Annotated in this window: 20 protein-coding genes and 1 pseudogene; 10 read left to right on the top strand and 11 right to left on the bottom strand. The window is 59.3% G+C overall.

What is annotated here, in order from left to right; translation table 11 throughout:
- Positions 1 to 18: 18 nt before the first annotated feature.
- Positions 19 to 153 (top strand): annotated as a pseudogene (locus J4D25_RS01185) (ornithine cyclodeaminase); the annotation flags it as partial.
- Here the strand turns inward: J4D25_RS01185 and J4D25_RS01190 are convergent.
- A complete protein-coding gene (locus tag J4D25_RS01190) occupies positions 113 to 571 on the bottom strand; it encodes a hypothetical protein (RefSeq protein WP_198530272.1) in 459 nt (152 codons plus the stop codon). The pseudogene J4D25_RS01185 and the gene J4D25_RS01190 overlap by 41 nt on opposite strands.
- Here J4D25_RS01190 and J4D25_RS01195 point away from each other — a divergent pair.
- Positions 503 to 5,335 carry a M10 family metallopeptidase C-terminal domain-containing protein gene (locus J4D25_RS01195; RefSeq protein WP_057714845.1) on the top strand — a complete coding sequence of 1,611 codons (4,833 nt, stop codon included), beginning with the start codon at positions 503 to 505 and terminating at the stop codon, positions 5,333 to 5,335. The genes J4D25_RS01190 and J4D25_RS01195 overlap by 69 nt on opposite strands.
- An 85-nt stretch (positions 5,336 to 5,420) precedes the next feature.
- On the opposite strand, the gene J4D25_RS01200 is transcribed toward J4D25_RS01195, so the two are convergent.
- Positions 5,421 to 5,564, bottom strand: coding sequence for a hypothetical protein (locus J4D25_RS01200; RefSeq protein WP_373423028.1), 144 nt, complete (start codon positions 5,562 to 5,564; stop codon positions 5,421 to 5,423).
- 125 nt (positions 5,565 to 5,689) lie between these two features.
- Here J4D25_RS01200 and J4D25_RS01205 point away from each other — a divergent pair, with 125 nt between their 5' ends.
- The 4 genes from J4D25_RS01205 (at position 5,690) to J4D25_RS01220 (ending at position 9,987) form a co-directional block, all read left to right on the top strand.
- Positions 5,690 to 7,126, top strand: coding sequence for an FAD/NAD(P)-binding protein (locus tag J4D25_RS01205; RefSeq protein ID WP_057714846.1), 1,437 nt, complete (start codon positions 5,690 to 5,692; stop codon positions 7,124 to 7,126).
- A gap of 204 nt (positions 7,127 to 7,330) precedes the next feature.
- Positions 7,331 to 7,786 carry a glycine zipper 2TM domain-containing protein gene (locus J4D25_RS01210; protein WP_057714847.1) on the top strand — a complete coding sequence of 152 codons (456 nt, stop codon included), beginning with the start codon at positions 7,331 to 7,333 and terminating at the stop codon, positions 7,784 to 7,786.
- A 200-nt stretch (positions 7,787 to 7,986) separates the two neighbouring features.
- Positions 7,987 to 8,802 carry an AraC family transcriptional regulator gene (locus J4D25_RS01215; protein ID WP_057714848.1) on the top strand — a complete coding sequence of 272 codons (816 nt, stop codon included), beginning with the start codon at positions 7,987 to 7,989 and terminating at the stop codon, positions 8,800 to 8,802.
- Between the two features lie 108 nt (positions 8,803 to 8,910).
- The gene (locus tag J4D25_RS01220; RefSeq protein ID WP_241781138.1) at positions 8,911 to 9,987 is read left to right on the top strand and encodes a low specificity L-threonine aldolase; all 1,077 of its coding nucleotides are present in this window, start codon (positions 8,911 to 8,913) and stop codon (positions 9,985 to 9,987) included.
- A gap of 67 nt (positions 9,988 to 10,054) precedes the next feature.
- On the opposite strand, the gene J4D25_RS01225 is transcribed toward J4D25_RS01220, so the two are convergent.
- The 4 genes from J4D25_RS01225 to J4D25_RS01240 all read right to left on the bottom strand — a co-directional run bounded on the left by J4D25_RS01225 (position 10,055) and on the right by J4D25_RS01240 (position 12,647).
- Positions 10,055 to 10,312: an Atu4866 domain-containing protein gene (locus J4D25_RS01225; RefSeq protein WP_057714850.1), complete on the bottom strand. Its 258-nt coding sequence runs from the start codon at positions 10,310 to 10,312 to the stop codon at positions 10,055 to 10,057.
- A gap of 15 nt (positions 10,313 to 10,327) precedes the next feature.
- Positions 10,328 to 11,065, bottom strand: a complete 738-nt coding sequence (locus J4D25_RS01230) for an SDR family oxidoreductase (RefSeq protein WP_057714851.1) — start codon at positions 11,063 to 11,065, stop codon at positions 10,328 to 10,330.
- A gap of 142 nt (positions 11,066 to 11,207) precedes the next feature.
- The gene (locus tag J4D25_RS01235; protein WP_057716605.1) at positions 11,208 to 12,131 is read right to left on the bottom strand and encodes an NADP-dependent oxidoreductase; all 924 of its coding nucleotides are present in this window, start codon (positions 12,129 to 12,131) and stop codon (positions 11,208 to 11,210) included.
- A gap of 75 nt (positions 12,132 to 12,206) precedes the next feature.
- Positions 12,207 to 12,647, bottom strand: coding sequence for a DoxX family protein (locus J4D25_RS01240; RefSeq protein WP_057714852.1), 441 nt, complete (start codon positions 12,645 to 12,647; stop codon positions 12,207 to 12,209).
- Between the two features lie 198 nt (positions 12,648 to 12,845).
- Here J4D25_RS01240 and J4D25_RS01245 point away from each other — a divergent pair, with 198 nt between their 5' ends.
- Positions 12,846 to 13,763 carry a LysR family transcriptional regulator gene (locus J4D25_RS01245; protein ID WP_057714853.1) on the top strand — a complete coding sequence of 306 codons (918 nt, stop codon included), beginning with the start codon at positions 12,846 to 12,848 and terminating at the stop codon, positions 13,761 to 13,763.
- 34 nt (positions 13,764 to 13,797) lie between these two features.
- Positions 13,798 to 14,256, top strand: coding sequence for a metallophosphoesterase family protein (locus tag J4D25_RS01250; RefSeq protein WP_057716606.1), 459 nt, complete (start codon positions 13,798 to 13,800; stop codon positions 14,254 to 14,256).
- 20 nt (positions 14,257 to 14,276) lie between these two features.
- Here J4D25_RS01250 and J4D25_RS01255 read toward each other — a convergent pair whose 3' ends face one another.
- Complete coding sequence (locus J4D25_RS01255) at positions 14,277 to 14,735, bottom strand: helix-turn-helix domain-containing protein (protein WP_057714854.1); 459 nt, start codon at positions 14,733 to 14,735, stop codon at positions 14,277 to 14,279.
- A gap of 134 nt (positions 14,736 to 14,869) precedes the next feature.
- Here J4D25_RS01255 and J4D25_RS01260 point away from each other — a divergent pair, with 134 nt between their 5' ends.
- Positions 14,870 to 16,147 (top strand): MFS transporter, encoded by a 1,278-nt coding sequence (locus J4D25_RS01260; RefSeq protein WP_057714855.1) that lies wholly within the window; start codon positions 14,870 to 14,872, stop codon positions 16,145 to 16,147.
- Here J4D25_RS01260 and J4D25_RS01265 read toward each other — a convergent pair.
- Positions 16,106 to 16,537 carry a GFA family protein gene (locus J4D25_RS01265; protein ID WP_079246753.1) on the bottom strand — a complete coding sequence of 144 codons (432 nt, stop codon included), beginning with the start codon at positions 16,535 to 16,537 and terminating at the stop codon, positions 16,106 to 16,108. The two genes, J4D25_RS01260 and J4D25_RS01265, sit on opposite strands and share 42 nt — an antisense overlap.
- A 191-nt stretch (positions 16,538 to 16,728) precedes the next feature.
- The gene (locus J4D25_RS26870; protein ID WP_008053401.1) at positions 16,729 to 16,974 is read right to left on the bottom strand and encodes a hypothetical protein; all 246 of its coding nucleotides are present in this window, start codon (positions 16,972 to 16,974) and stop codon (positions 16,729 to 16,731) included.
- A gap of 330 nt (positions 16,975 to 17,304) precedes the next feature.
- Here J4D25_RS26870 and J4D25_RS01275 point away from each other — a divergent pair, with 330 nt between their 5' ends.
- The gene (locus J4D25_RS01275; protein ID WP_057714857.1) at positions 17,305 to 18,627 is read left to right on the top strand and encodes a DUF1329 domain-containing protein; all 1,323 of its coding nucleotides are present in this window, start codon (positions 17,305 to 17,307) and stop codon (positions 18,625 to 18,627) included.
- A gap of 107 nt (positions 18,628 to 18,734) precedes the next feature.
- Here J4D25_RS01275 and J4D25_RS01280 read toward each other — a convergent pair whose 3' ends face one another.
- Together J4D25_RS01280 and J4D25_RS01285 are read right to left on the bottom strand one after the other, a co-directional pair.
- The gene (locus J4D25_RS01280) at positions 18,735 to 20,231 is read right to left on the bottom strand and encodes an aldehyde dehydrogenase (protein ID WP_057714858.1); all 1,497 of its coding nucleotides are present in this window, start codon (positions 20,229 to 20,231) and stop codon (positions 18,735 to 18,737) included.
- The gene (locus tag J4D25_RS01285) at positions 20,228 to 21,133 is read right to left on the bottom strand and encodes a dihydrodipicolinate synthase family protein (protein ID WP_057714859.1); all 906 of its coding nucleotides are present in this window, start codon (positions 21,131 to 21,133) and stop codon (positions 20,228 to 20,230) included. The genes J4D25_RS01280 and J4D25_RS01285 overlap by 4 nt, the downstream gene beginning before the upstream one ends.
- Positions 21,134 to 21,190 lie beyond the last annotated feature (57 nt).

Raw genomic sequence — 21,190 nt, forward strand, 5'->3', positions numbered from 1 at the left:
AAAAACCGCTTCCCGCACAGTGAAATGACGCTGACTACTGCCATTCGCACCGCTGCCACTTCTGCACTTGCCGCCCGCTACCTCGCCCGACCGGACAGTCGCCGAATGGCACTTATCGGCAACGGTTCGCAGAGCGAATTCCAAGCCCTGGCACTCGATGTAAGGCTTCGGGCCTGACTCCACTCGACTCTCCAAAGCGTTCACCTGGCGGCCCCTTCGGCTGCCAGGCGGAACCCTGAACAAGGTCACGGTCTTTTGAGCTTTTTTTCAGCGCCATCCGCTGCGCGAGCCACCCGGTCCATTGCGGACTCGCCACCTGAATGATCGTCAACAAACCGTTATTTCTCCAAAACATCTCATAACCGCTAATCAGCTTTATCTGTTTTTTGACGCTTCCCCGATATGCGGTCACAACTTTTGCGCTCCGGTGGGTCATAACACGGTAGCTGCCGATGGAGTATTGGCATCTGCCGAGGTTTTCGCCTGATACGGAGATAAACTCATGATTTTCAATGTCCAAAATTTTGGCGCCAAAGGAGATGGCATCACTGACGATACGGCTGCGATACAAAATGCAATTGATGCGGCGGCCGCTGCAGGCGGGGGGCAGGTGTACATGCCGACCGGAACTTATATCGTTTCGGGAGGTGAGGAACCCTCCGACGGCTGCCTGATGCTCAAGAGTAACGTCTACCTTTACGGCGACGGCATGGGCGCAACCACCGTCAAGGTGGCTGACGGTTCCGACACCAAGATCACCGGAGTCATCCGCTCCGCCTATGGCGAGCAAACCCACGACTTCGGTGTCAGCAACCTCACCATCGACGGCAACCGTGACAACACCACGGGCAAGATCGACGGTTGGTTCAACGGCTACATTCCCGGCGAAGCGGGCTACGACTCCAACGTCACCCTCGACAGCGTCGAGATCAAGGATTGCTCCGGGTACGGTTTCGACCCTCACGAGCAGACCGTGAACATGGTCATCAGGAACAGCGTGTCCCACGGCAACGGCCTGGACGGTTTCGTTGCCGACTTCCTCAGCGACAGCACCTTCGAAAACAACGTCGCCTACGACAACGACCGGCACGGTTTCAACATCGTCACCAGCACCCACGACTTCACACTCACCAATAACGTTGCCTACAACAACGGCGGCACTGGCATCGTCGTGCAGCGCGGCAGCGAGGACATCCCCTCCCCCAGCAACATAACCATCACCGGTGGCGAGGTGTACGGCAACGGTGCCGAAGGGGTGCTGATCAAACTGTCCAGCGAGGTGACCGTCAGTGGCGTCGACATTCACGACAACGCCAGTGCCGGGATCCGCATCTACGGCAGCAACCACGTCGAGATCATCGACAACACGCTCAACAACAATTCCCTGGGCAGCCCCGTACCGGAGATCATCATCCAGTCCTACGACGACACCCTGGGCGTGTCCGGCAAGTACTTCAACGGCAGCGATAACACCATCCAGGGCAACCTCATCACCGGCAGCAACCTGTCGACCTATGGCGTTGCAGAGCGCAATGAAGACGGCACTGATCGCAACGCCATCATCGGCAACACCATCAGCCACACCAGCAACGGTGCCACGCTGGTCTATGGCGACGGCAGCTACGTCAGCGCCACGGTGCCGATGACCACCGTGCAAGGTACGGCTGGCAATGACACCCTGCTGGGCAGCGCCGCCAGCGAGATTTTCTACGGCGTTGCCGGCAACGACACCCTCAATGGCGGGGCCGGTGGCGACATTCTGGTGGGTGGTGCAGGCATCGACAAACTCACCGGCGGTACCGGCGCCGATACGTTCCGTTTCGCCGCTCAGTCCGACAGTTACCGCAACGCGACCACAAGCTTTGATGACACCATCACCGACTTCGACGTCACCCAGGACAAGATCGACCTCGCCGGCCTCGGCTTCACAGGCATAGGCAATGGCCGTGGCGGCACCCTGCAGGTCAGCTACAGCGCCAGCAGCGACCGCACCTACATCAAGGACTACGACGCCGACGCCAGTGGCAATCGTTTCGAGCTGATCCTCTCGGGCAACCTGACCAGCACCCTGACGGCCAATAACTTCATCTTTAATCGGGTGATCACCGGCACCAGCGGCAGCGACTCGTTGTTGGGCAGCGATTCGGCCGACACCCTGTTCGGCCTGGCGGGCAACGACAGCCTCAGTGGCGGCGCGGGCGACGACAAACTCGACGGCGGCGCCGGCATGGACACCCTCACCGGCGGTGCCGGGTCGGACACGTTCGTGTTTTCCAATCGCCTGGACAGTTACCGCAACTACAACACCGGCGGTGCCAACCTTGGCGACCTGATCACCGATTTCGATGTCACCGCCGACAAGATCGACCTCTCGGCCATGGGTTTCACCGGCCTGGGGGATGGCAAGAACAACACCGTATACCTGGTGCTCAACAGTGCCGGCACCAAGACTTACATCAAGTCCCTGACCGCCGACGCCAATGGCAACCGCTTCGAAGTGGCACTGGACGGCAACCACCTCGACAAACTGACCAGCGCCAATTTCATCTTCGCCACCTCGTCACCGACCAACCAGGCGCCGGTGCTGACCACGCCGCTGCTGGATCAGAACGCCACCGAAAACACCGTGTTCAGCTACGTGGTGCCGGCCACCAGCTTCACCGATCCGGACAATGACAGCCTCAGCTACACCGCCACCCTGGCCGATGGCAGCGCCCTGCCCGCGTGGCTGAGCTTCAATGCCAGCAACCTGACCTTCACCGGCACGCCGATCAGCACCGCGTCCGGTAATTACAATGTGCTGGTCAGAGCCACGGACCCGGCCGGTGCATCGGTCAGCGATAGCTTCGCCCTGGCGGTGGCCGATGCGCCCGCCAACACCGTCACCGGCACCAACAATGCCGAAACCCTCAACGGCACGGCGGGTGCCGACCTGATCCTTGGCCTCGGTGGCAACGACACGATCAAGGCCGGCACTGGCGCCGACACCGTCGACGGCGGCGCCGGACGCGACTCACTGTACGGCGGCGACGGTGTCGACACCTTCCGCTACAGCAACGTGCTCGACAGCTACCGCGACTACGACACCGGCGGTGTCACGGCCACCGACACGATTTATGACTTCACCGCCGGCGTCGACAAGATCGATGTTTCGGGTCTGGGCTTTCTAGGCCTCGGCGATGGCAGCAATGGCACGTTGTACATCACCCTCAACGCGGCCGGCGACAAGACCTACATCAAGTCCGCCGAAACGGATGCCGATGGCAATCGTTTTGAAATCGCGCTCATCGGCAACTACCTCAACACCCTGACCGCCAGCGACTTCGTGTTCGGCGAGAGCACCCAGCAGGACATCCTCTATCTGCCCACCCTCGGCCAATCCAATGCGCGCCTGCTGCGCATGACGGAGGACGACGGTCAGTCCGGCACCTCGATGCTGGTCAACGACCTGGACCGCTACACCCCCTATGACGTGCGCAGCCAGTTCACCGATGCCGATGGCAACGGCATCGACATTGCGGTGGGCGGCAGCACGGTCACCGGCCTGTCGACGCTCAGCGCCGGGGAACTCGAGTTGTGCTGGTGGCTGACCGACACCAACCAGCCCGGGGCCGCGTTGTTGCGCGCCGTGACGCTGCTGCGGGGTCAGCTCAGCGAACTCCAATCGATCAGTAACGTCACCATGGGCATCATTTGGGGCCAGGGCGAGGAAGCTGCCCAGGAGATCGCCCGAGCCACGGACAAAGCAGCGGCAGCAGCGGCGTACAAGGCCGCGACCCTGAAGGTGTTTGATTACCTGCATGCCCAGTTCGGCAACTTCAGCGTGTACATGATGGAGACCGGTCACTACGAACAGGACGCAGCGCGTGCCCGTGGTTATTCGGAGGAGAAAATTGCCTCCATCGTCGAGGGGGGTGGCTATGTCCGCGCGGCCCAGGAAGCCATCGCCGCCGAGCGCGCCGACGTCAAGCTGGCGGTGGACTACACCGACCTCCCCTTGCGCCACGAAGTCGATCCGCTGGCGTATCCCGACGACGTCTGGCACCTGCACGAGGAGTCGGCGGAGATCGTCGGCCAGCGCCTGGCCGACTACATTGCCAATGACCTTGGCTTCCAGGGCAACCCCAACGACAACAACAGCGTGCAGGACATTTTCGACAACGCCCGGAACATGATTTCCGGTACCGACCAGGCGGATACCCTGGCGGGCAGCTCGGGCAACGACACGCTGGATGGCAAACTGGGCGCCGACACCATGACCGGTGGCAATGGCAACGACGTCTATGTGGTCGATAACGCGTTCGACCGCGTGGTGGAAACCAACACCTCGACCTCGCAGATCGATACGGTGCAGGCCTCGGTCAGCTGGACCCTGGGCGCCAATCTCGAGAACCTGGTGCTCACCGGCGTGTCGGACATCAACGGCACCGGCAATGAGCGGCACAACTTTATCACCGGCAATGCCGCCAATAACGTGCTCAATGGTGCCGCAGGGGCCGACAGCATGAGCGGCGGCGATGGCAACGATACCTACTATGTCGACAACGCCCACGACGCAGTGATCGAGACCAACAGCAATGCGGCGCCTGGAGGAGTCGACAGTGTGCACAGCAGCCTGGCGGCCTTTACCCTCAGCAATAACGTTGAACATCTGTATGTCGATAGCACTGGCGCCGCCAATGGCACGGGCAACGCGTTGGACAACACGCTGTTCGCCGGAACCGGCAACAACGTGCTGGACGGACGCGATGGCATTGACACGGTGTCCTTTGAGCGCGCCCCGTCCGGCGTTACCGTAAACCTCTCGACGTCAGCGCAACAAAACACCACGGGTTCCGGGCTCGACACCTTGAAATTCTGTGAAAATCTGACGGGAAGCGCCTACGCCGACAGTCTGTCGGGCAACAGCGCCGCGAACGTACTGAACGGTGGTGCGGGCAACGATTCGCTGGTGGGCGGTTCGGGCGATGACCGGCTGATCGGCGGTTCAGGCACCGACAACCTCATCGGTGGCACTGGCGCGGATACCTTCGCGTTCAGTGCGCTGTCGGACATGGGCGTCGGGGCTTTGCGCGATGTGATCAACGGTTACAAGAGCACTGAGGGCGATCATCTGAGTTTCACCGGCCTGGACGCTAACCCGCTGACCGCAACCGTCGACGCCTTCACCTTCATCGGCAGCAATGCCTTCGACCCTGCCAACGCCACCGGTCAACTGCGCTTTGCCAATGGCATTCTCCAGGGCAGTGTCAACGCCGACGCCACCCCCGAGTTCGAAATCCAACTGGTGGGCGTCCAGGAGCTGCACGCCAGCGATTTCACAGCCTTGGGTTAAGCCCACACCCTGCGGGAGCGGGTTCGCCCTGATGCCGGTCAGACGAGGGTGATACTGAACCTGCAGGCGTAAACGATCAGATGCGCTAGTGCGCACTCATGTAGTCAATGAACACGCGCAACTTGGGCGAGGCATAACGGCTGGCTGGCCACAGCATCCAGAAGACGACCTGGCGGTCAATGTAATCGTCCGGCACGGTGACCAACTGGCCGCTTTCCAGAGTCGACATGGTATTTAGAGAGTCTTTAAATCTGTTGGCTATGTCGGCAAGGAACAACTGTTCTTTTGCGACAAGCGAAAACAACTAGCCTGATTCGATGGAGGAGTATTTTCAACTTTCATCAGGGCGTACCTATGAACACATCCACCATGGCAACGGATTATCTGGTCATCGGCGCGGGGGCAACAGCCATGGCCTTCGTCGATACATTGCTCGATCAGTCGGATGCGAGTGTGCTGATGGTGGATCGACACGCTCAACCTGGTGGACACTGGAACGATGCCTACTCGTTCGTCCGCTTGCACCAGCCGTCTGCCTTCTATGGCGTTAACTCCTGCGAGTTGGGCTCCGGCCAGAAGGACGAATCCGAATGGGGCGGTGGCTTGTATGAATTGGCCTCAGGCGCCGAGATTGTCAGTTACTTCGATCAGCTTATGCATCATCGTTTCTTGCCGTCAGGTCGGGTGCGATATTTTCCGATGCACAACTACGAAGGTGATCGCACCGATAGTCATTGCATCACTTCCCTGCTCACCGGCGAACGTAATACTGTCCAGGTACGAAGGAAGCTGGTGGATGCGACTATTGCACAGGCAGCCGTTCCTTCGACCCATCCTCCGCATTACCGGATAGAGCCCGGTATACGGTGCGTACCGCTCAACGACTTGCCAAAGATCGGACAGCCTTACTTGCGTTACGTGGTGGTGGGGGGAGGAAAGACCGGCATCGATGCCTGTCTGTGGCTGCTGCAGAATGGCGTGGCACCAGGCAGGATTCAATGGATCGTTCCAAATGCCCCCTGGCTGTTGGATCGCGCCAACTTTCAACCCGGCCAGGAAAATGTTGTACGAACGATCGGTAGCCTCGCGAACCAGTTCGAAGCAATAGGTGCGGCAGATTCGATCCCGGACCTGTTCCTCAGGCTCGAAAGTGCCGGCGAACTGCTGCGCATCGATCAAGCCGTCGAACCCACCGCCTTCCGTGCTGCGACCATTTCACAGGCTGAGTTGCGTGCGCTACGGCGCATAACCAATGTAGTGCGCCTGGGGCGGGTGTGCGCGATTGAAGCCAGCCGAATCTCCCTCGAAAGGGGCAGCATCGCTGGAGATCCCGACGCCCTTTACATCGACTGCAGCGCAAGCGCTGTCCCGATTATTCCTGAGGGAAGCGTGAAAGCGTTTGATGGCAATCGCATCAACCTGGTGACAGTCAGCAGTTATCAGATTCTGTTCAGCGCCGCAGTCATCGCATACGTGGAAAGCCACCTCGACGATCAGATGCAGATGAATCAACTATGTGGGTTTGTCCCGCTGCCACGCTCACCGGTGGACTGGGTCAGGATGTGGGCCGCTTATCTGGGCAATCAGCGGCAATGGAAGAACCACGCGGGGTTGTCCAACTGGCTTGCGCAGTGCCATCTGCACCTTTTGCCGACAGTGCTGAGAAGCCTGCAGGAGGGGGATCCTGAAAAGCTTGCCGTGTTGAACCGATTTACTGAAGCCAGGAAAAAAGCCCTGGAAAACATGCCCAGGCTCCTGCAGGCCGTAGCAGGTTTGGCGCAAGAGTCCTGAGCGACTGAAGTCAACCAGAACACCTGCCGCCTTTTGCGTGAGCATGGGCGGATCAGTGGCCATCCTGGTCGTGCGCTGGCGCTGGCGCGCTTTCTCGACCTCAAACTCCTTGCACAGCCAGACAAGCGCATGAACCGGACTTTTTCGTCTAACGTCATTGGATGCGTTTGCATGATCCACTTCCTCTGAAAATGGAGTTCGACGATGAAAACAATCGCTTCCTGGTTGACGATTTCGCTTTTTGGTCTGGTGCTTGGCGGCTGTGCCGCGGTGGGTGCCGGGAGCGGAGGCGCTGGCGAGATGGAGATTCGCTCGGGGAAAATCGAGCAGATCACACAGACCCAGATGCAGACCAATCACGATAGCGGCGTCGGTGCCATCTTGGGCGGTATTGGCGGTCTCGGCCTGGGTAGCCTGATCGGCCAGGGTACCGGCCGGGATGTGGCGATGGTCGCCGGTGCCCTCGCGGGGGCGGCAGGCGGCAACTACGTCGAAAAGAAAAAATATGATCAGCCTGTGGACGCACAGCAGATCATCGTTCGCACCCAGAGCGGCGTACTGGTTTCGGTAACGCAGCCGATCAACCCGACGCTGAGAAAAGGCATGAACGTGTACGTCGAGGGTGCCGGAAACGAAGCGCGAGTGGTACCACAAAGCTAGGACGGCTACCGGGCGTTGCGCAGCGGACAAATGAGCCGTCGTCACTTGCTGCGCAACATCCTCATGGCGAGCGAGTTCGGTTGACACTCAATGACTCATGCACAACCTCAGGCCAATTGCTGGCAACCCATGGATCTGTACCTCTTGCGCACTTAAACTTTGAGACTCTCGCCCTCCTCGCCGATTGTTGAACGGGTTTCATGACTGAGCAAGCCAAGTACCATCACGTGTCCGAAGTACCAGGCCTGGTGCTGGGGTCCGCACGTTTTGCGGATGTCGGCTTCGATCGCCATTACCACCTCGATTTCCACATTGGTTTTGTCACCGAAGGCATCCAGCGTCATCGAGCGAAAGGCGAGTCGTTTCTTTTGGGGCCGGGAAGTGTTGCCCTGATGCCGCCGGGTGAAATCCACGACGGTGTATCCGAAGACGGCGGCGCTTATACGCTCAAGACATTCCGTCTATCCCAGGCGCTGGTCGCGAGCCTGGCCGAGGAGATCAGCGGTCAACCGAAAGAGCTTGAATTGGCCGGTGTGTTGCTCGAAGACACGGGGCTTGCCGGCAACCTGCGCGGTTTGCACGAAGCGATGCAGCAGGCCGTTGGCCCCGGCAGCCTCGCGGTGCAGACGCAATGGTTCACCCTCCTTGAACACCTGTTGAGCCAGTCACGGGCAATCAAGCCCGAAACGATTACCGGCTCGCTATCACCCCTGCAATGGTCTCGCGTCAGGGACTATTGTTTCAGCCACATCGATGAGCGAATCACCCTCGATGATCTCGCCGGACTATGTGGGCTGGGGCGTTTCCCGTTTCTCAAGCAGTTCAAGCGGACCATCGGCATGACGCCCCACGCGTGGCTGCTTCGCCTGCGTCTCGAACGGGCGTGTGGCCTGCTGTCTGGCAGCGAGCAACCGATCATCGATGTCGCCCACGCCGTCGGCTTCTACGATCAAAGCCATTTCAACCGCGCCTTTCGACAGGCATTCGGCGTCGCGCCATCGCGCTACAGGACTTAGGCCGTCGACCATCGGCGAGCGTCAATTTTTTACAAGCGCAACAACCGTCCCCCTCCATAGGATGCGCAATCCGGGCGAAACACCTTCGCCTGCGCAGCCGAGAACTGGATGATGAACGGTGAAACAAGCAGACCGCCCGCGCTGGGTTTTTCAAGTGACAACATCGCCGGTGCATCGCCGGAGGTGGCACAAGCCCTCGTCAAACACAGTTCGGGCCAGGCGGGTCCCTATGGCACCGACGAGTTGACGGCACAGGTCAAGCGCAAGTTCTGCGAAATCTTCGAGCGCGACGTGGAGGTCTTTCTCGTGCCCACCGGCACCGCCGCCAACGCCCTGTGCCTGAGCGCGATGACACCACCCTGGGGCAACATCTACTGCCACCCGGCCAGCCATATCAACAACGATGAATGCGGCGCGCCCGAGTTCTTTTCCAACGGCGCGAAGCTGATGACCGTCGACGGCCCGGCGGCCAAGCTGGATATCGTCCGATTGCGCGAGCGCACTCGCGAAAAAGTCGGCGACGTACACACGACCCAGCCCGCCTGCGTCAGCATCACTCAGGCCACTGAGGTCGGCAGCATCTACACCCTGGATGAAATCGCAGCCATTGGTGACGTCTGCAAGTCCTCTTCCCTGGGATTGCATATGGATGGATCGCGCTTTGCCAACGCCCTGGTGTCGCTTGGCTGCTCCCCGGCCGAGATGACGTGGAAGGCCGGCGTGGATGCCCTGTCGTTCGGTGCCACCAAGAACGGCGTGCTGGCGGCGGAAGCGATCGTCCTGTTCAACACCTCCCTCGCCACCGAGATGAGTTACCGCCGCAAGCGTGCAGGCCATCTCTCTTCCAAGATGCGTTTTCTGTCGGCGCAGATCGATGCGTACCTGACCGACGACCTCTGGCTGCGCAATGCACGCAAGGCCAACGCTGCCGCCCAGCGCCTGGCGCAAGGGCTTGAGGGCCTGGGTGGCGTCGAGGTGCTCGGCGGCACCGAGGCGAACATCCTGTTCTGCCGGCTGGACTCGGCAATGATCGATGCGCTGCTGAAGGCCGGCTTCGGGTTCTACCATGGTCGCTGGGGACCGAATGTCGTTCGCTTTGTCACCTCGTTCGCCACCACCGCCGAGGATGTCGATCACCTGTTGAACCAGGTAAGGCTAGCTGCTGACCGCACACAAGAACGATAGTCGATGGCGGGTGGCGGCTGTGCTCGCTCTGGTTTCAATGAGCAGCCGCCACTACAGCGTTCGGCTTCTACATCTGGCGAAAAAGAATCATGCCGGCGTGATAGAGAACCCCGTCACGAAACTCCCCATCAGCCGTGAAGTCGATGTCATCGACGTACTCGATGTGGTCGCCTTCCAGCCAATATCGGCCCTGATAGGCACTCGCCTGCCGGCCCCGGGCCTCATCGTATCGACCACCTGGCAGAAGCTCATGGCGAATGAGCCCGTCAGCCGTGACCCACATACCGACGTACTTGTCCTGATCTGCGGATTTTTTAGCTGTCATGTTCAAGTCCTCGATTCAGAACGGGCTGGCCGTTGGACGGACAATCAGTTCACTGACATCCACATCAGCAGGCTGCTCGATGGCGTAAGCGATAGCACGAGCAACGGCCATTGCAGGGATGGTGATCTTGCGGAACTCGCGCATCTCGGCCCGCCCGCCTTCATCGGAAATGCTCTCGGCCAATTCAGACTCGGTCACGCCGGGTGAAATCACCGTGACACGAATGTCCCCACCGACTTCCTGACGCAATCCTTCCGAGATGGCGCGCACCGCAAACTTGGTCGCGCAATAGACCGATGCCGTGGGGCTCACGGTGTAGGCGCCAATCGATGCGATATTGATGAACTGGCCTGATTGCTGTTTTTGCATCAGCGGTAAACCGGCCGCGATACCATGCAAGACGCCGCGAATATTGACGTCAATCATCTGATCCCATTCGCGGACTTTCAGTGCCTCGAGTTTCGACAGTGGCATCACCCCGGCGTTATTGACCATCACATCGACCCGGCCATGCAGGTCCAGGGCAAAATCGACAAACCCTTGAACATCGGCTCGCCGGGTGACATCCAATGCCTGGAAATGGGCGCTTCCCCCCCTGGCGTTGATCTCGGCGCAAAGTATTTCGAGACGCTCCGTACGACGTGCGCCGAGCACGACATGCGCGCCCTTGCTGGCTAGCAGACGCGCCGTCGCTTCGCCTATACCGCTGCTCGCGCCGGTGATCAGAACGACTTTTTTCGAGATGTTCGACATGACCCTGTTTCCTCACTTGAGTGCCTGGTGACGCGAGAGCGGTGTCTCGCTGCCAGTCCAGAGTAGGGATAACGCCGGGCGGCCAGTTAGTCAGATCCTTCTGACAACTTGCCTGATCCTGTCGGGGATGACTGGCGACAACTTACTTCGCTGTATCGAGGACAAGCCTGCCCCGTAAGTGGCGGCCCATGCTTTTCTCGATCGCGACTTTCGCCTCGCTCAACGGGTAGGTTTCTACATCGACGGTAAGGTGTCCCTTGTCGAACAGTTCGGCGATGAGCGAGAGCTGCCGGCCATCCGAACGGGTGGCAAAGTTCGCGGGGGTCACGCCATAGTCGTTGGCCAGCGACATGTTTGGGGCGCTCACCGGCGATACCAGCACGCCGTGTTTTTTCAATACCGCAAACGAACGGGTTTGCGTTTCGCCGCCCACCAGATCCAGTATCACATCGAGGCCGGATACCAACTCTTCGAAAGCCTGGGTCCTGTAGTCAATGGTGTAGTCCGCACCGATTTCCTTCAGGTAGGCATGATGGTGTGCCGAGGCCGTTGCGTAGACTTCAGCGCCCAGGTACTTGGCAATCTGCACGGCCATGCTGCCCACGCCTCCGGCCGCGGCATGGATCAACACTTTCTGGCGACGTTGCACGCCAGCGTGTTCGGTCAGCGCCTGCCAGGCCGTCAGGGCCGTTGCCGGGACAGCGCCAGCCTGCAAGGCACTGAGGGATTTTGGTTTGATCGCCAGCTTGGAAACCTGGGCAACCGCTTTGGTCGCATAACCACCGACGATATTGATGAAGCCGAACACCTCATCACCGATGTTGAATTCAGTGACGCCCTCCCCCAGCGCGGCGACGGTGCCGGCCACCTCAACGCCCGGGGTAAAAGGCAGCGGCAACGGGATGAACGCTTTCATGGCGCCGGACAGGATCTTCCAGTCAATCGGGTTGACCCCGGCGCCAGCGACATCGATCAACACCTCACCAACACCGGCGACAGGGTCTGCAATCTCTTCCAGGCGTAAAACTTCAGGACTGCCGTATTCGTACACGCGCAGGGCTTTCATGGAGGCCTCGATAATCGAATAGAAGCGACAAAACATTTGCGCTGCGAGGGCGCGGGCCCTGCGCAGCATGGGGGATCAACGACGGCGAGCGTCGAGGCTGAAGCGACCGGCACCGAAGGCCACGATCTGCAACAGGCCACCGGCCATCGCGATGTTCTTGAAGAAGTGGATGAACTGGTTCTGATCGCCCAGTGCGTTATGGAACGCCAGTGCAGTGAACACGCTGAACACGGCCAGTACAGCGGCGACGGTGCGGGTACGGTAACCGGCGATCAATGCCAGGCCGCCGCCGATCTCTACAATGATCGCCACCGCCAGTGCCAATTGTGGAAAGGGAAGCCCGACCGAACCGATGTAGCCGACCATCATGGCCGGAGCGGCGAGTTTCGAAAAACCGGAAAGGATGAAGATTGCGCTGAGCAGTACGCGGCCGATCAACGAGGCCGAGGCTTGGGTCACATCGGAACGGCTCTGTTCAGAGGTGCTTGTTTGAGCGATGTTTGCAGAGGTCGTCATGGGGTATTTCCTTCAGTTGGCTTCGATTCGACAGGAACCGCCTTGGTGAGGAAATGTTGCCCTGCATCAGCTAATCTGAATAGCCGACTAATTTAGATTATTAGATTCGATTTTTTAGAAATGTATACCCACCCAACCGGTAAAGGAGAGATCAATCGTGCAATTATTCCGAGTGACGTCTGGATCAAGGAAACAGGCATGATCTCTGACCCGGGAACACCGACTCTGGACCAACTGCGGGTGTTCCTGACGGTTGTGGAAGTCGGCAGCTTCGCGGCGGCCGCCAGAAAACTTCATCGCGCCACTTCGGTTGTCAGTTACTCGATCGCCAACCTTGAAATGCAGCTCGGCGTGTCGCTGTTCGATCGCCAGACGACCCGCAAACCCCAGCTCACCGATGCCGGCCGCACGGTGTTGGCCGAAGCCAGGACCATCGCCAACGGTGTTCATGGATTACGCGCCAAAGTGAAGGGCCTGCTCCAGGGGCTTGAAGCCGAAGTTCATGTGGTACTCGATGTCATGCTACCCCCCGAGCGCGTAGTCGATGCACTAAAGTCCTTTCGCGAAGAGTTCCCGACCGTTGCCCTGCACTTGCACATGGAAGCCCTCGGCGCCGTCACTGAACTGGTGATCAACCGTGGCGCGATCATCGGCGTCAGTGGCCCCATGAACGAGGGCATCGACGGTATCGAAAGGATGGGGGTCGGCAGCGTCGAGTTGATACCAGTGGCGGCCCCGAATCATCCGCTGGCTTCAAGCGACGCGAATGTTCCGGGTGCCGGACGAGAGCACACGCAACTGGTGCTGTCCGACCGTTCGGTGCTGACCAAGGACAAGGACTTCGCCGTGCTCAGTAACCGCACCTGGCGCCTGGCGGACCTGGGCGCCAAGCACATGCTGCTGCGTGAAGGCATCGGTTGGGGGAACATGCCAGCCCCGATGGTCCGGGAAGACCTGGAGAGCGGCCGACTGGTGCAACTGAACATACCGGAATATAAAAGTGGGATTTATACCTTCGACGTCATTTACCGCACGGATTTGCCGCCGGGGCCGGCTGCGAGGTGGTTGATTGACCGCTTCGTTCAACAATGCTCAGCACAGGAGACATCCGCTTGAACCTGGAACCAGAATGCATCTCGAGCCGCCCGCGATGAAAGTCGGCGTCATCTCCGACACCCACGGCTTGCTCCGCCCCGAAGCCATTGCCGCCCTGCAAGGCTGTGATCGCATCCTTCACGCGGGTGACATCGGTAGCGAGGCGATCCTCGACCAATTGGCCGCAATCGCGCCGGTGGATGCGGTGCGGGGCAACAATGACCTGGACGCATCCTGGGCGCGGGAGTTGCCCGATTGTCTGCACCTGGAGTTCAACGGCTGGACTGTTCTACTGGTGCATGACATCGCCGACGTGGCGGCCGATCTTGATAGCCGCATCAAGCTGGTGATCACCGGTCATTCGCACAAACCGCGCATCGACTGGCGCGGTGAACGGCTATTCCTGAATCCAGGCAGTGCCGGGCGCCGACGCTTCAAGTTGCCTGTCACCCTGGCGTTGCTTGAAGTGGTTGACCAGGCAATCGAACCGCGGCTGGTGTCGCTGCTCGACTGAATCGCCTTCAACCGTTCGATTCAAGACTCGCCGGCAACCACCCTCACTCTGTGGCAGTCGGACGGTCCAAGTTTTTGGCCGCTCGAGGAGCGAACTTCAATTGGCATCAGGGACTGGCCGTACTCATTGTCCAACAGCACTGAACGCGTCTCGTCCCCCGTGAACAGAAACCGTTCGCCCCACTGCCTCATACTGACCACCACAGGAAAGATCTCACGCCCTTTCTCCGTCAGGACGTATTCCTTGTAGGCACTTCCATCCGACGCCGGTTGAACGTCGAATACACCGACCTCAACCAACGTCTTCAGGCGCGATGCCAGAATGTTCCTGGCCACCCCCAGGCTTTTTTGAAATTCGCTGAATCGGCGAATGTCGTCAAACGCGTCGCGAATGATCATGAGCGACCACCGATCCCCGATGGTTTCCAGTGTTCGTGCTACCGGGCATTCGCTGCTTTGCGATGAAGGGTCTACGACCATCGTGTTTACCTTTTGGATAACGACTGCCAAGTCCGTCGACCGGTCTTGAGCAATGTGGTTGCAATATGAAACCTGATTCGATAACAATAAATCCAGTTGCTAATTGAAACCAGTTTAGCGCCACGGAGGCTCACGTGAAAGCAGATACCGATTCAGCCACCCATCCTTTCCTCGCGCAGGCTTCGGGGCTGTCTGCGCAACTCACGTTTCTATTTTCTGTCACCTGCGCGCTTGCCGTCGCCAACGTCTACTTCGCACAACCCTTACTGGATTCAATGGCCCGCAGCCTTGATGTTGCCCCATCAATGATCGGGTTTGTGGTGACGGCGACTCAAGTCGGTTACGCGCTGGGGTTACTGTTCATCGTCCCTCTGGGCGACTTGTTAAACCGTAAAGGGCTGATTCTGACGCAAATGCTGCTGTCTGCGATTGCGCTGGCGGGAGTCGGCGCCGCACAGCAATGGCTGACCCTGTTGGGGGCCATGATCGCCGTGGGTTTGCTGGCCGTGATGGTTCAAGTGCTGGTGGCCTGCACCGCCGCGCTGGCAACGCCGTCACAACGTGGCCAGGCCGTGGGAACCGTCACCAGTGGCATTGTCCTGGGCATTCTTCTGGCGCGCTTCACCTCCGGGCTGATCGCCGATCTGGCGGGCTGGCGCGCCGTGTATTTCGTTTCCTCGGGATTGATGCTGACCCTCGCGGCGGTGTTCTGGAAAGTGTTGCCTGCGGCAGTGACGCCACGCAGTCGATACACCTATCCGGCACTCATCCGTTCGCTCTTCACGCTGTTCATGACCGAACCGGTGTTGCGAATCAGGGGCCTGCTGGCCTTGCTGATCTTCGCCGCTTTTTCCGTGTTTTGGACATCCATGGTGCTGCCGTTGAGCGCCCCACCACTGTCGCTTTCGCACACGGTCATCGGCCTGTTTGGCCTGGCGGGCGTCGTCGGCGCCCTTGCGGCCAGAAGATCCGGGCGCTGGGCCGACCAGGGTTTGGGGCAACGCGTCACCGGCATTTCGCTGGCGATCCTGACGCTGTCCTGGCTGCCCATCGCCTTTGCACAGTCGTCACTGATCGCGCTGGTTTGTGGAGTGGTCTTGCTCGACTTCGCTGTGCAGGCCGTACACGTCACCAACCAGAGCCTGATTTTCGCGGCACGGCCCGACGCCCATAGCCGCATGGTCGGCGCCTACATGTGCTTTTACTCGGTGGGCAGCGCGCTGGGTGCCGCCGCCGCGACGCAGGTTTATGCGCTATGGGGGTGGGTTGCCGTCAGCTTGCTGGGCGCTTCGATCAGTGTGACGGCCCTGGTGCTGTGGTTGTTCACCTTCCAACTGTCAACGGGTCCCAAAGCCGACCTCGCGCCTGAGTCAAGCATCGACCTGCAACTCATGCAGAAGAAACCCCAGTGAATCAGGGGCTGCGCAATGACTTTTTGCCGAGCGTTGTTCATCCCACGACATCGCATCATCGGTGCAGAAATCTCCAACACACTCCATGCTCAACTCGCCATCGAGAAGTCCAAGCGGAATCCAGTAGTAAGGCGTTTCGCGAAGAACATTAGGCACGGTCGAGCCACATCGTGAGCAAAAGTCATTTCTGTACCCGCTGGGTTTGAGCCACCCCGTGATCATCCCTTGCCCTTCCTCCCACCGGAAGTCGCGAGCGTTGACCAGCGAGGCAAGATTATGGCCAACCCCGGTTTGCTTGCGGCACAGGGTGCAATGGCAGCGATAGAAAAATCGGGGTTCAACCGCCAGGGAAAAACGTACCGCCCCGCAAAGACATTGCCCTGATGCCATGAGTATCTCCCTTGAAAAATGCTTCATCCGTATTTGCCGGTTAGTGGGTTGGTACTGGAAAAGGGGGACTGTCCTGTTACTGGCCCCCTGTTGCCACGTCGGCTTGGCAAAATGATAACCTTGGGCTTTTCCTGCCCCTATTTTACGCAGCTCCCCACTAGCCCCCCTGCATTTCAATGACGTTGAACCTATCAGTCGTCGTTGTCATCACGATCACGGTAGCGACGGTGATCGCGATCATAGTCACTGCGATCATAGCCACGACGATCATAGTCACGGTCATAACCTCGATCATCGTCCCCTCTCTGGTCGTAACCACGTCGATGGTCATGATCGTGATATCGCCCGTACCGCTCTCCGTCATCCCAGTGCGGGCCGCACCCTCCCAACAAGACGGCGCTGGAAATGGCCACGATCAAGATTACTGCGCGATTCATATGAACGTCCTAAACGTCGGAAGTATGGAAGGGTCATGGCTGCTCGAAACCTTCGTCCGGGCAGTGTTCAGACATAGCTATGACCATTCGGTAACCCAATGATTCCGCTGAAAAATACAAACAAGTGACAGTCACTCTCCCATCGAATGCCCGCCGAGACAGCCCGGGCCTGTCATCAATAGCCAAGGGGCTGTCGTCGAATGAAAAGCGCCCCTGATAAGGGGGCTATCTAATGGCAGTACTGAAAAAGTCTCTGGTGATGAGTCGACGTAAGCGACTGCTGCGCCTGAGTCACGAGTTGCCTGGTACGCCAGGCAGGAGAATAACAATATGACATTCGTGAAAAGTCTTCTGGCTGCCGTACCCCTCATGGCGCTGGCGATCGATGCCCACGCCTATGTATCGAGCCAGGAAGCCGCCCGGCTGGGCACCAGCCTGACCTGGGTGGGAGCCGAAAAGGCCGGTAATGCCGACGGTTCCATTCCGCCCTACAACGGTGGCCTGACCACTGCGCCGCCCGGTTTCAAGACCGGCGACAGCATGCGCCCGGACCCTTTCGCGGGCGAAAGACCGTTGCTGGTGATCAACGGCAAGAACGTCGACGCTTACAAAGGCATGCTGACCGCCACCACTGTAGCGTTGGCCAAGCGCTACCCCGCCTTTCGCGTCGACGTCTATCCGACCCACCGCACGGCATCGCTCCCACAGGCGGTACTGGACAACAGCCGCAGAAATGCCACCAACGCCAGGTCGCTCAACGGCGGGATCGCCATCGACAATGTGATGCCCGGGGTGCCTTTCCCGATTCCGCAATCCGGCGCCGAAGCGATGTGGAATTTCCTGCTGCGCTACCAGGGCGTCAACATCCATTCCAAGTACGACTCCTGGAGCGTCGACACGGCGGGCGTACCGAGCCTGGCGGTCACCGGCGAGGCATTCGTCTCCTTCCCGATCTACGAGAACCTGTCGAAACCGTTCAACAGCTCCGACATCTACTATCAGTTGAAACTGTCCTATACCGGACCTGCGCGCCGAGCCGGCGAATCGATCATGCTCAAGAACGCGACCAACCCGGCGGAGTTCCCTGGCCGCGCCTGGCAGTACATGCCTGCCCAGCGCCGCGTCAAACAGATCTCGATCCTGGCCTACGACACCCCCAACCCCGGTACTGCCCGTGCACTTGAGTTGTACGACTGGACGCTGGTGGGCAAGCAGGAAATGATCGTGCCCTACAACACTTACAAACTCACCTACGCTCGCGCTGCCAAGTCGCTGACCACGCCTGACTTCATTTCCCCGGACTTCGTACGTTGGGAAAAGCACCGGGTCTACGTCGTGGAGGGCAACCTCAAGCCGGGGGCGAAGCACATCTACCAGAAGCGCCGCTTCTACCTGGATGAAGACACCTGGGCCGCGGTGGCCTCCGATCAGTACGACACCAGTGGCCAGCTATACCGCGGCTCCTTCGCGTTCTTCAGCCAGAGCTACGACCAGCAGGTCCCGGACGCCACCCCTTTCATGACTTACGACCTGTCCAAAGGCACCTACAACATCAATGGCGTGGTGGGCCCCCATGGCGGCATCCGCTACATCGAGCCGCTATCGACGGCGCAGTGGGTGCCAGAATCCATGGCGGGTGCCGGTATCCGTTAGGACCGCGGCGAACTCCCGATCATGCATGACCGATGAATAACAAAGCCCCCAGGTTCAAAAGAACCAGGGGGCTTGAGATTTCGGACCGCCGTCATCCGTTCGGTAGATTACCGCTCAGAGACGTCGATCCAGATGGTCTTGATTTCGGTGTACTGATCGTGGGCCCAGATTGACTTGTCGCGCCCGCCAAACCCGGACTCCTTGTATCCACCAAACGGCGTGGAAGCATCACCCTCACCGAAGCAGTTGACCGTCACAATCCCCGCGCGAATTTCGCGCGAGAGCTTGATGGCGTTGCGCAGGTTGTCGGTGTACACCGATGCCGCCAGGCCATACACCGAGTCATTGGCCAAAGCGATGGCTTCGTCGACGGTGTTGAACGTAGTGACCGCCAATACAGGGCCGAAGATCTCTTCCTGGAACAGTCGGCTGTCGGCACCTACGCCATCGACAACGGTAGGCTCGACAAAGATGTCACTCTCGGTGTTGCCGCCATAAACGACGTCGAGTTTTTCAACGGCCGCTTGCTCGAGGTATGAACGAACCTTCTCGAAATGCGCTTTGCTGACCATGGCGCCAAGGCGATTGTCCGGATCCAGTGGATTGCCCATTTTCCATTCGCGCATCTGCACGCCGATGCGCTTCAACAACTCGTCCTTGATGTCCGCATGCACGATCAAGCGCGAGGAAGCCGAGCAGTTTTCGCCCATGTTCCAGAATGCGCCATTGACGACGTGGCTGGCGACCAGATCCAGGTCTTCAACGTCATTCATCACCACTGCAGGATTCTTGCCGCCACACTCCAGCACAATGCGCTTGAGGTTCGAATCCGCCGCGTAGTTAAGGAACCGGCGCCCGGTGGCTGTCGAGCCGGTGAAGCTGACCATGGACACGTCCATGTGGCGGCCAAGCGGCTCGCCTACTTCACCGCCCCCGCCGGACAGCACGTTGAACACACCGGCGGGCACGCCAGCTTCATGAGCCAGTTCGGCGACACGCAGTGCCGTCAAGGTGGTTTCCTTGGCCGGCTTGACGATGATGGAGCAGCCCGCGGCCAGCGATGGGCCGATTTTCCACGCCAGCATCAGCAGCGGGAAGTTCCAGGGCAGCACCAGACCGACGACCCCGATGGCTTCACGCACCACCAGACTCAACGCGCCGGGACCGACCGGTGCGGTGCTGTCGTAGATCTTGTCGATCAACTCCGCATGCCAGCGGATCATGTGAATGGTTTCCGGAACATCCGTGAGTTGGCACTCGCGAACGGGTTTCCCGCTATCCAGGCTTTCCAGGACAGAAAGCTCGTGGGAGTTCTGCTCCAGCAGATCGGCAAAGCGCAGCAACACCTTCTTGCGCTCGCTAGGGCTCAGTTTATGCCAGCGACCATCTTCGAAGGCTTCCTTGGCCTTGGCCACCGCGAAGTCAACGTCTTGAGCGTTGCAGGCCGTGATCTCGGCCAGCACGTCATTGGTCGCCGGGTTGGTTGTCGTAAAGGTGTTGCCCGACACCGATGTGTAGGACTCACCGTTGACGAACGACTGAGTCGGGAACTTCAGGTCCCGAGCGATGGCGGCATATTCTGCCGCGCTGAGAAGGCCAGTCATTTTGCGCTCCCGGTCACCTGGGCGACGTCACGTTTCAGAGTGGTGATGATGTCCTGCAAGGCCTGTTTCTCGTGTTCGTACAGAGGTTGCAGAGGCGAACGTACACCGCCAGTGCGAAGGCCGTTCAACTCGCAGCCAACCTTGATCGACTGCACGAATTTTCCGCTTTCCAGGAAGTCCATCAGCGGCATGAAGGCGCTCATGATCTTGCGGCCTTTATCGAAGTCTTTTTCCACGACACAGGCTTCGTAGAGCGCAACGTGCTCACGGGGAATGAAGTTCGATCCGGCGCAAACCCAGCTGCGTGCGCCCCAGGCGAAGAACTCCAGCGCCTGATCATCCCAGCCGCAGGACAGGCTGATGTTCGGGTATTCCCGTGCCAGGCGATGGACTTGCGCCATGTCGCCGGAGCTTTCCTTGATGGCCACGATGTTTTTGCTTTCGGCAACGGCCGCGAAATACTCCGGGCCCATGCTGACGCCCATGCGTGCCGGGTAGTTGTAGAGCATGATCGGCAAGCCGGCGGCACGATCCACGGTCAGCGCATGGATGGCGTTTTCTTTCTCGGTAGGCAATGCATAAGGCGGAGAGCCCACCAGAATCGCATCGGCCTTGATCTCGCGAGCGGCCTTGGCATATTCGACGGAGTCTTCAGTGCGGATTGCACCGGTACCAATCACCAGTGGCAGTCGTCCGCCGATCACATCTTTAGCCTGGGTCGCCAGTTCGATACGCTCTTGAGAGGTGTGGGCGTAGTACTCGCCGGTCGAACCGCCAATGATAATGCCGTGCACTTTCGACTCGATCAGATACTCCAGCACGTCGGCGAAAGCGGCCTTGTCGATTTCACCGCTCGCGGTCAAAGGGGTAATTGCCGGGGTATAAATGCCTTCGAATTTCATGATTGCCTCTCCATTACTAAGGGAATGTTATTCAACCTGGCGTCCACCGCCATTTAT

The organism is Pseudomonas sp. GW456-L13 (assembly GCF_017350115.1).
Taxonomy (GTDB): domain Bacteria; phylum Pseudomonadota; class Gammaproteobacteria; order Pseudomonadales; family Pseudomonadaceae; genus Aquipseudomonas; species Aquipseudomonas jessenii.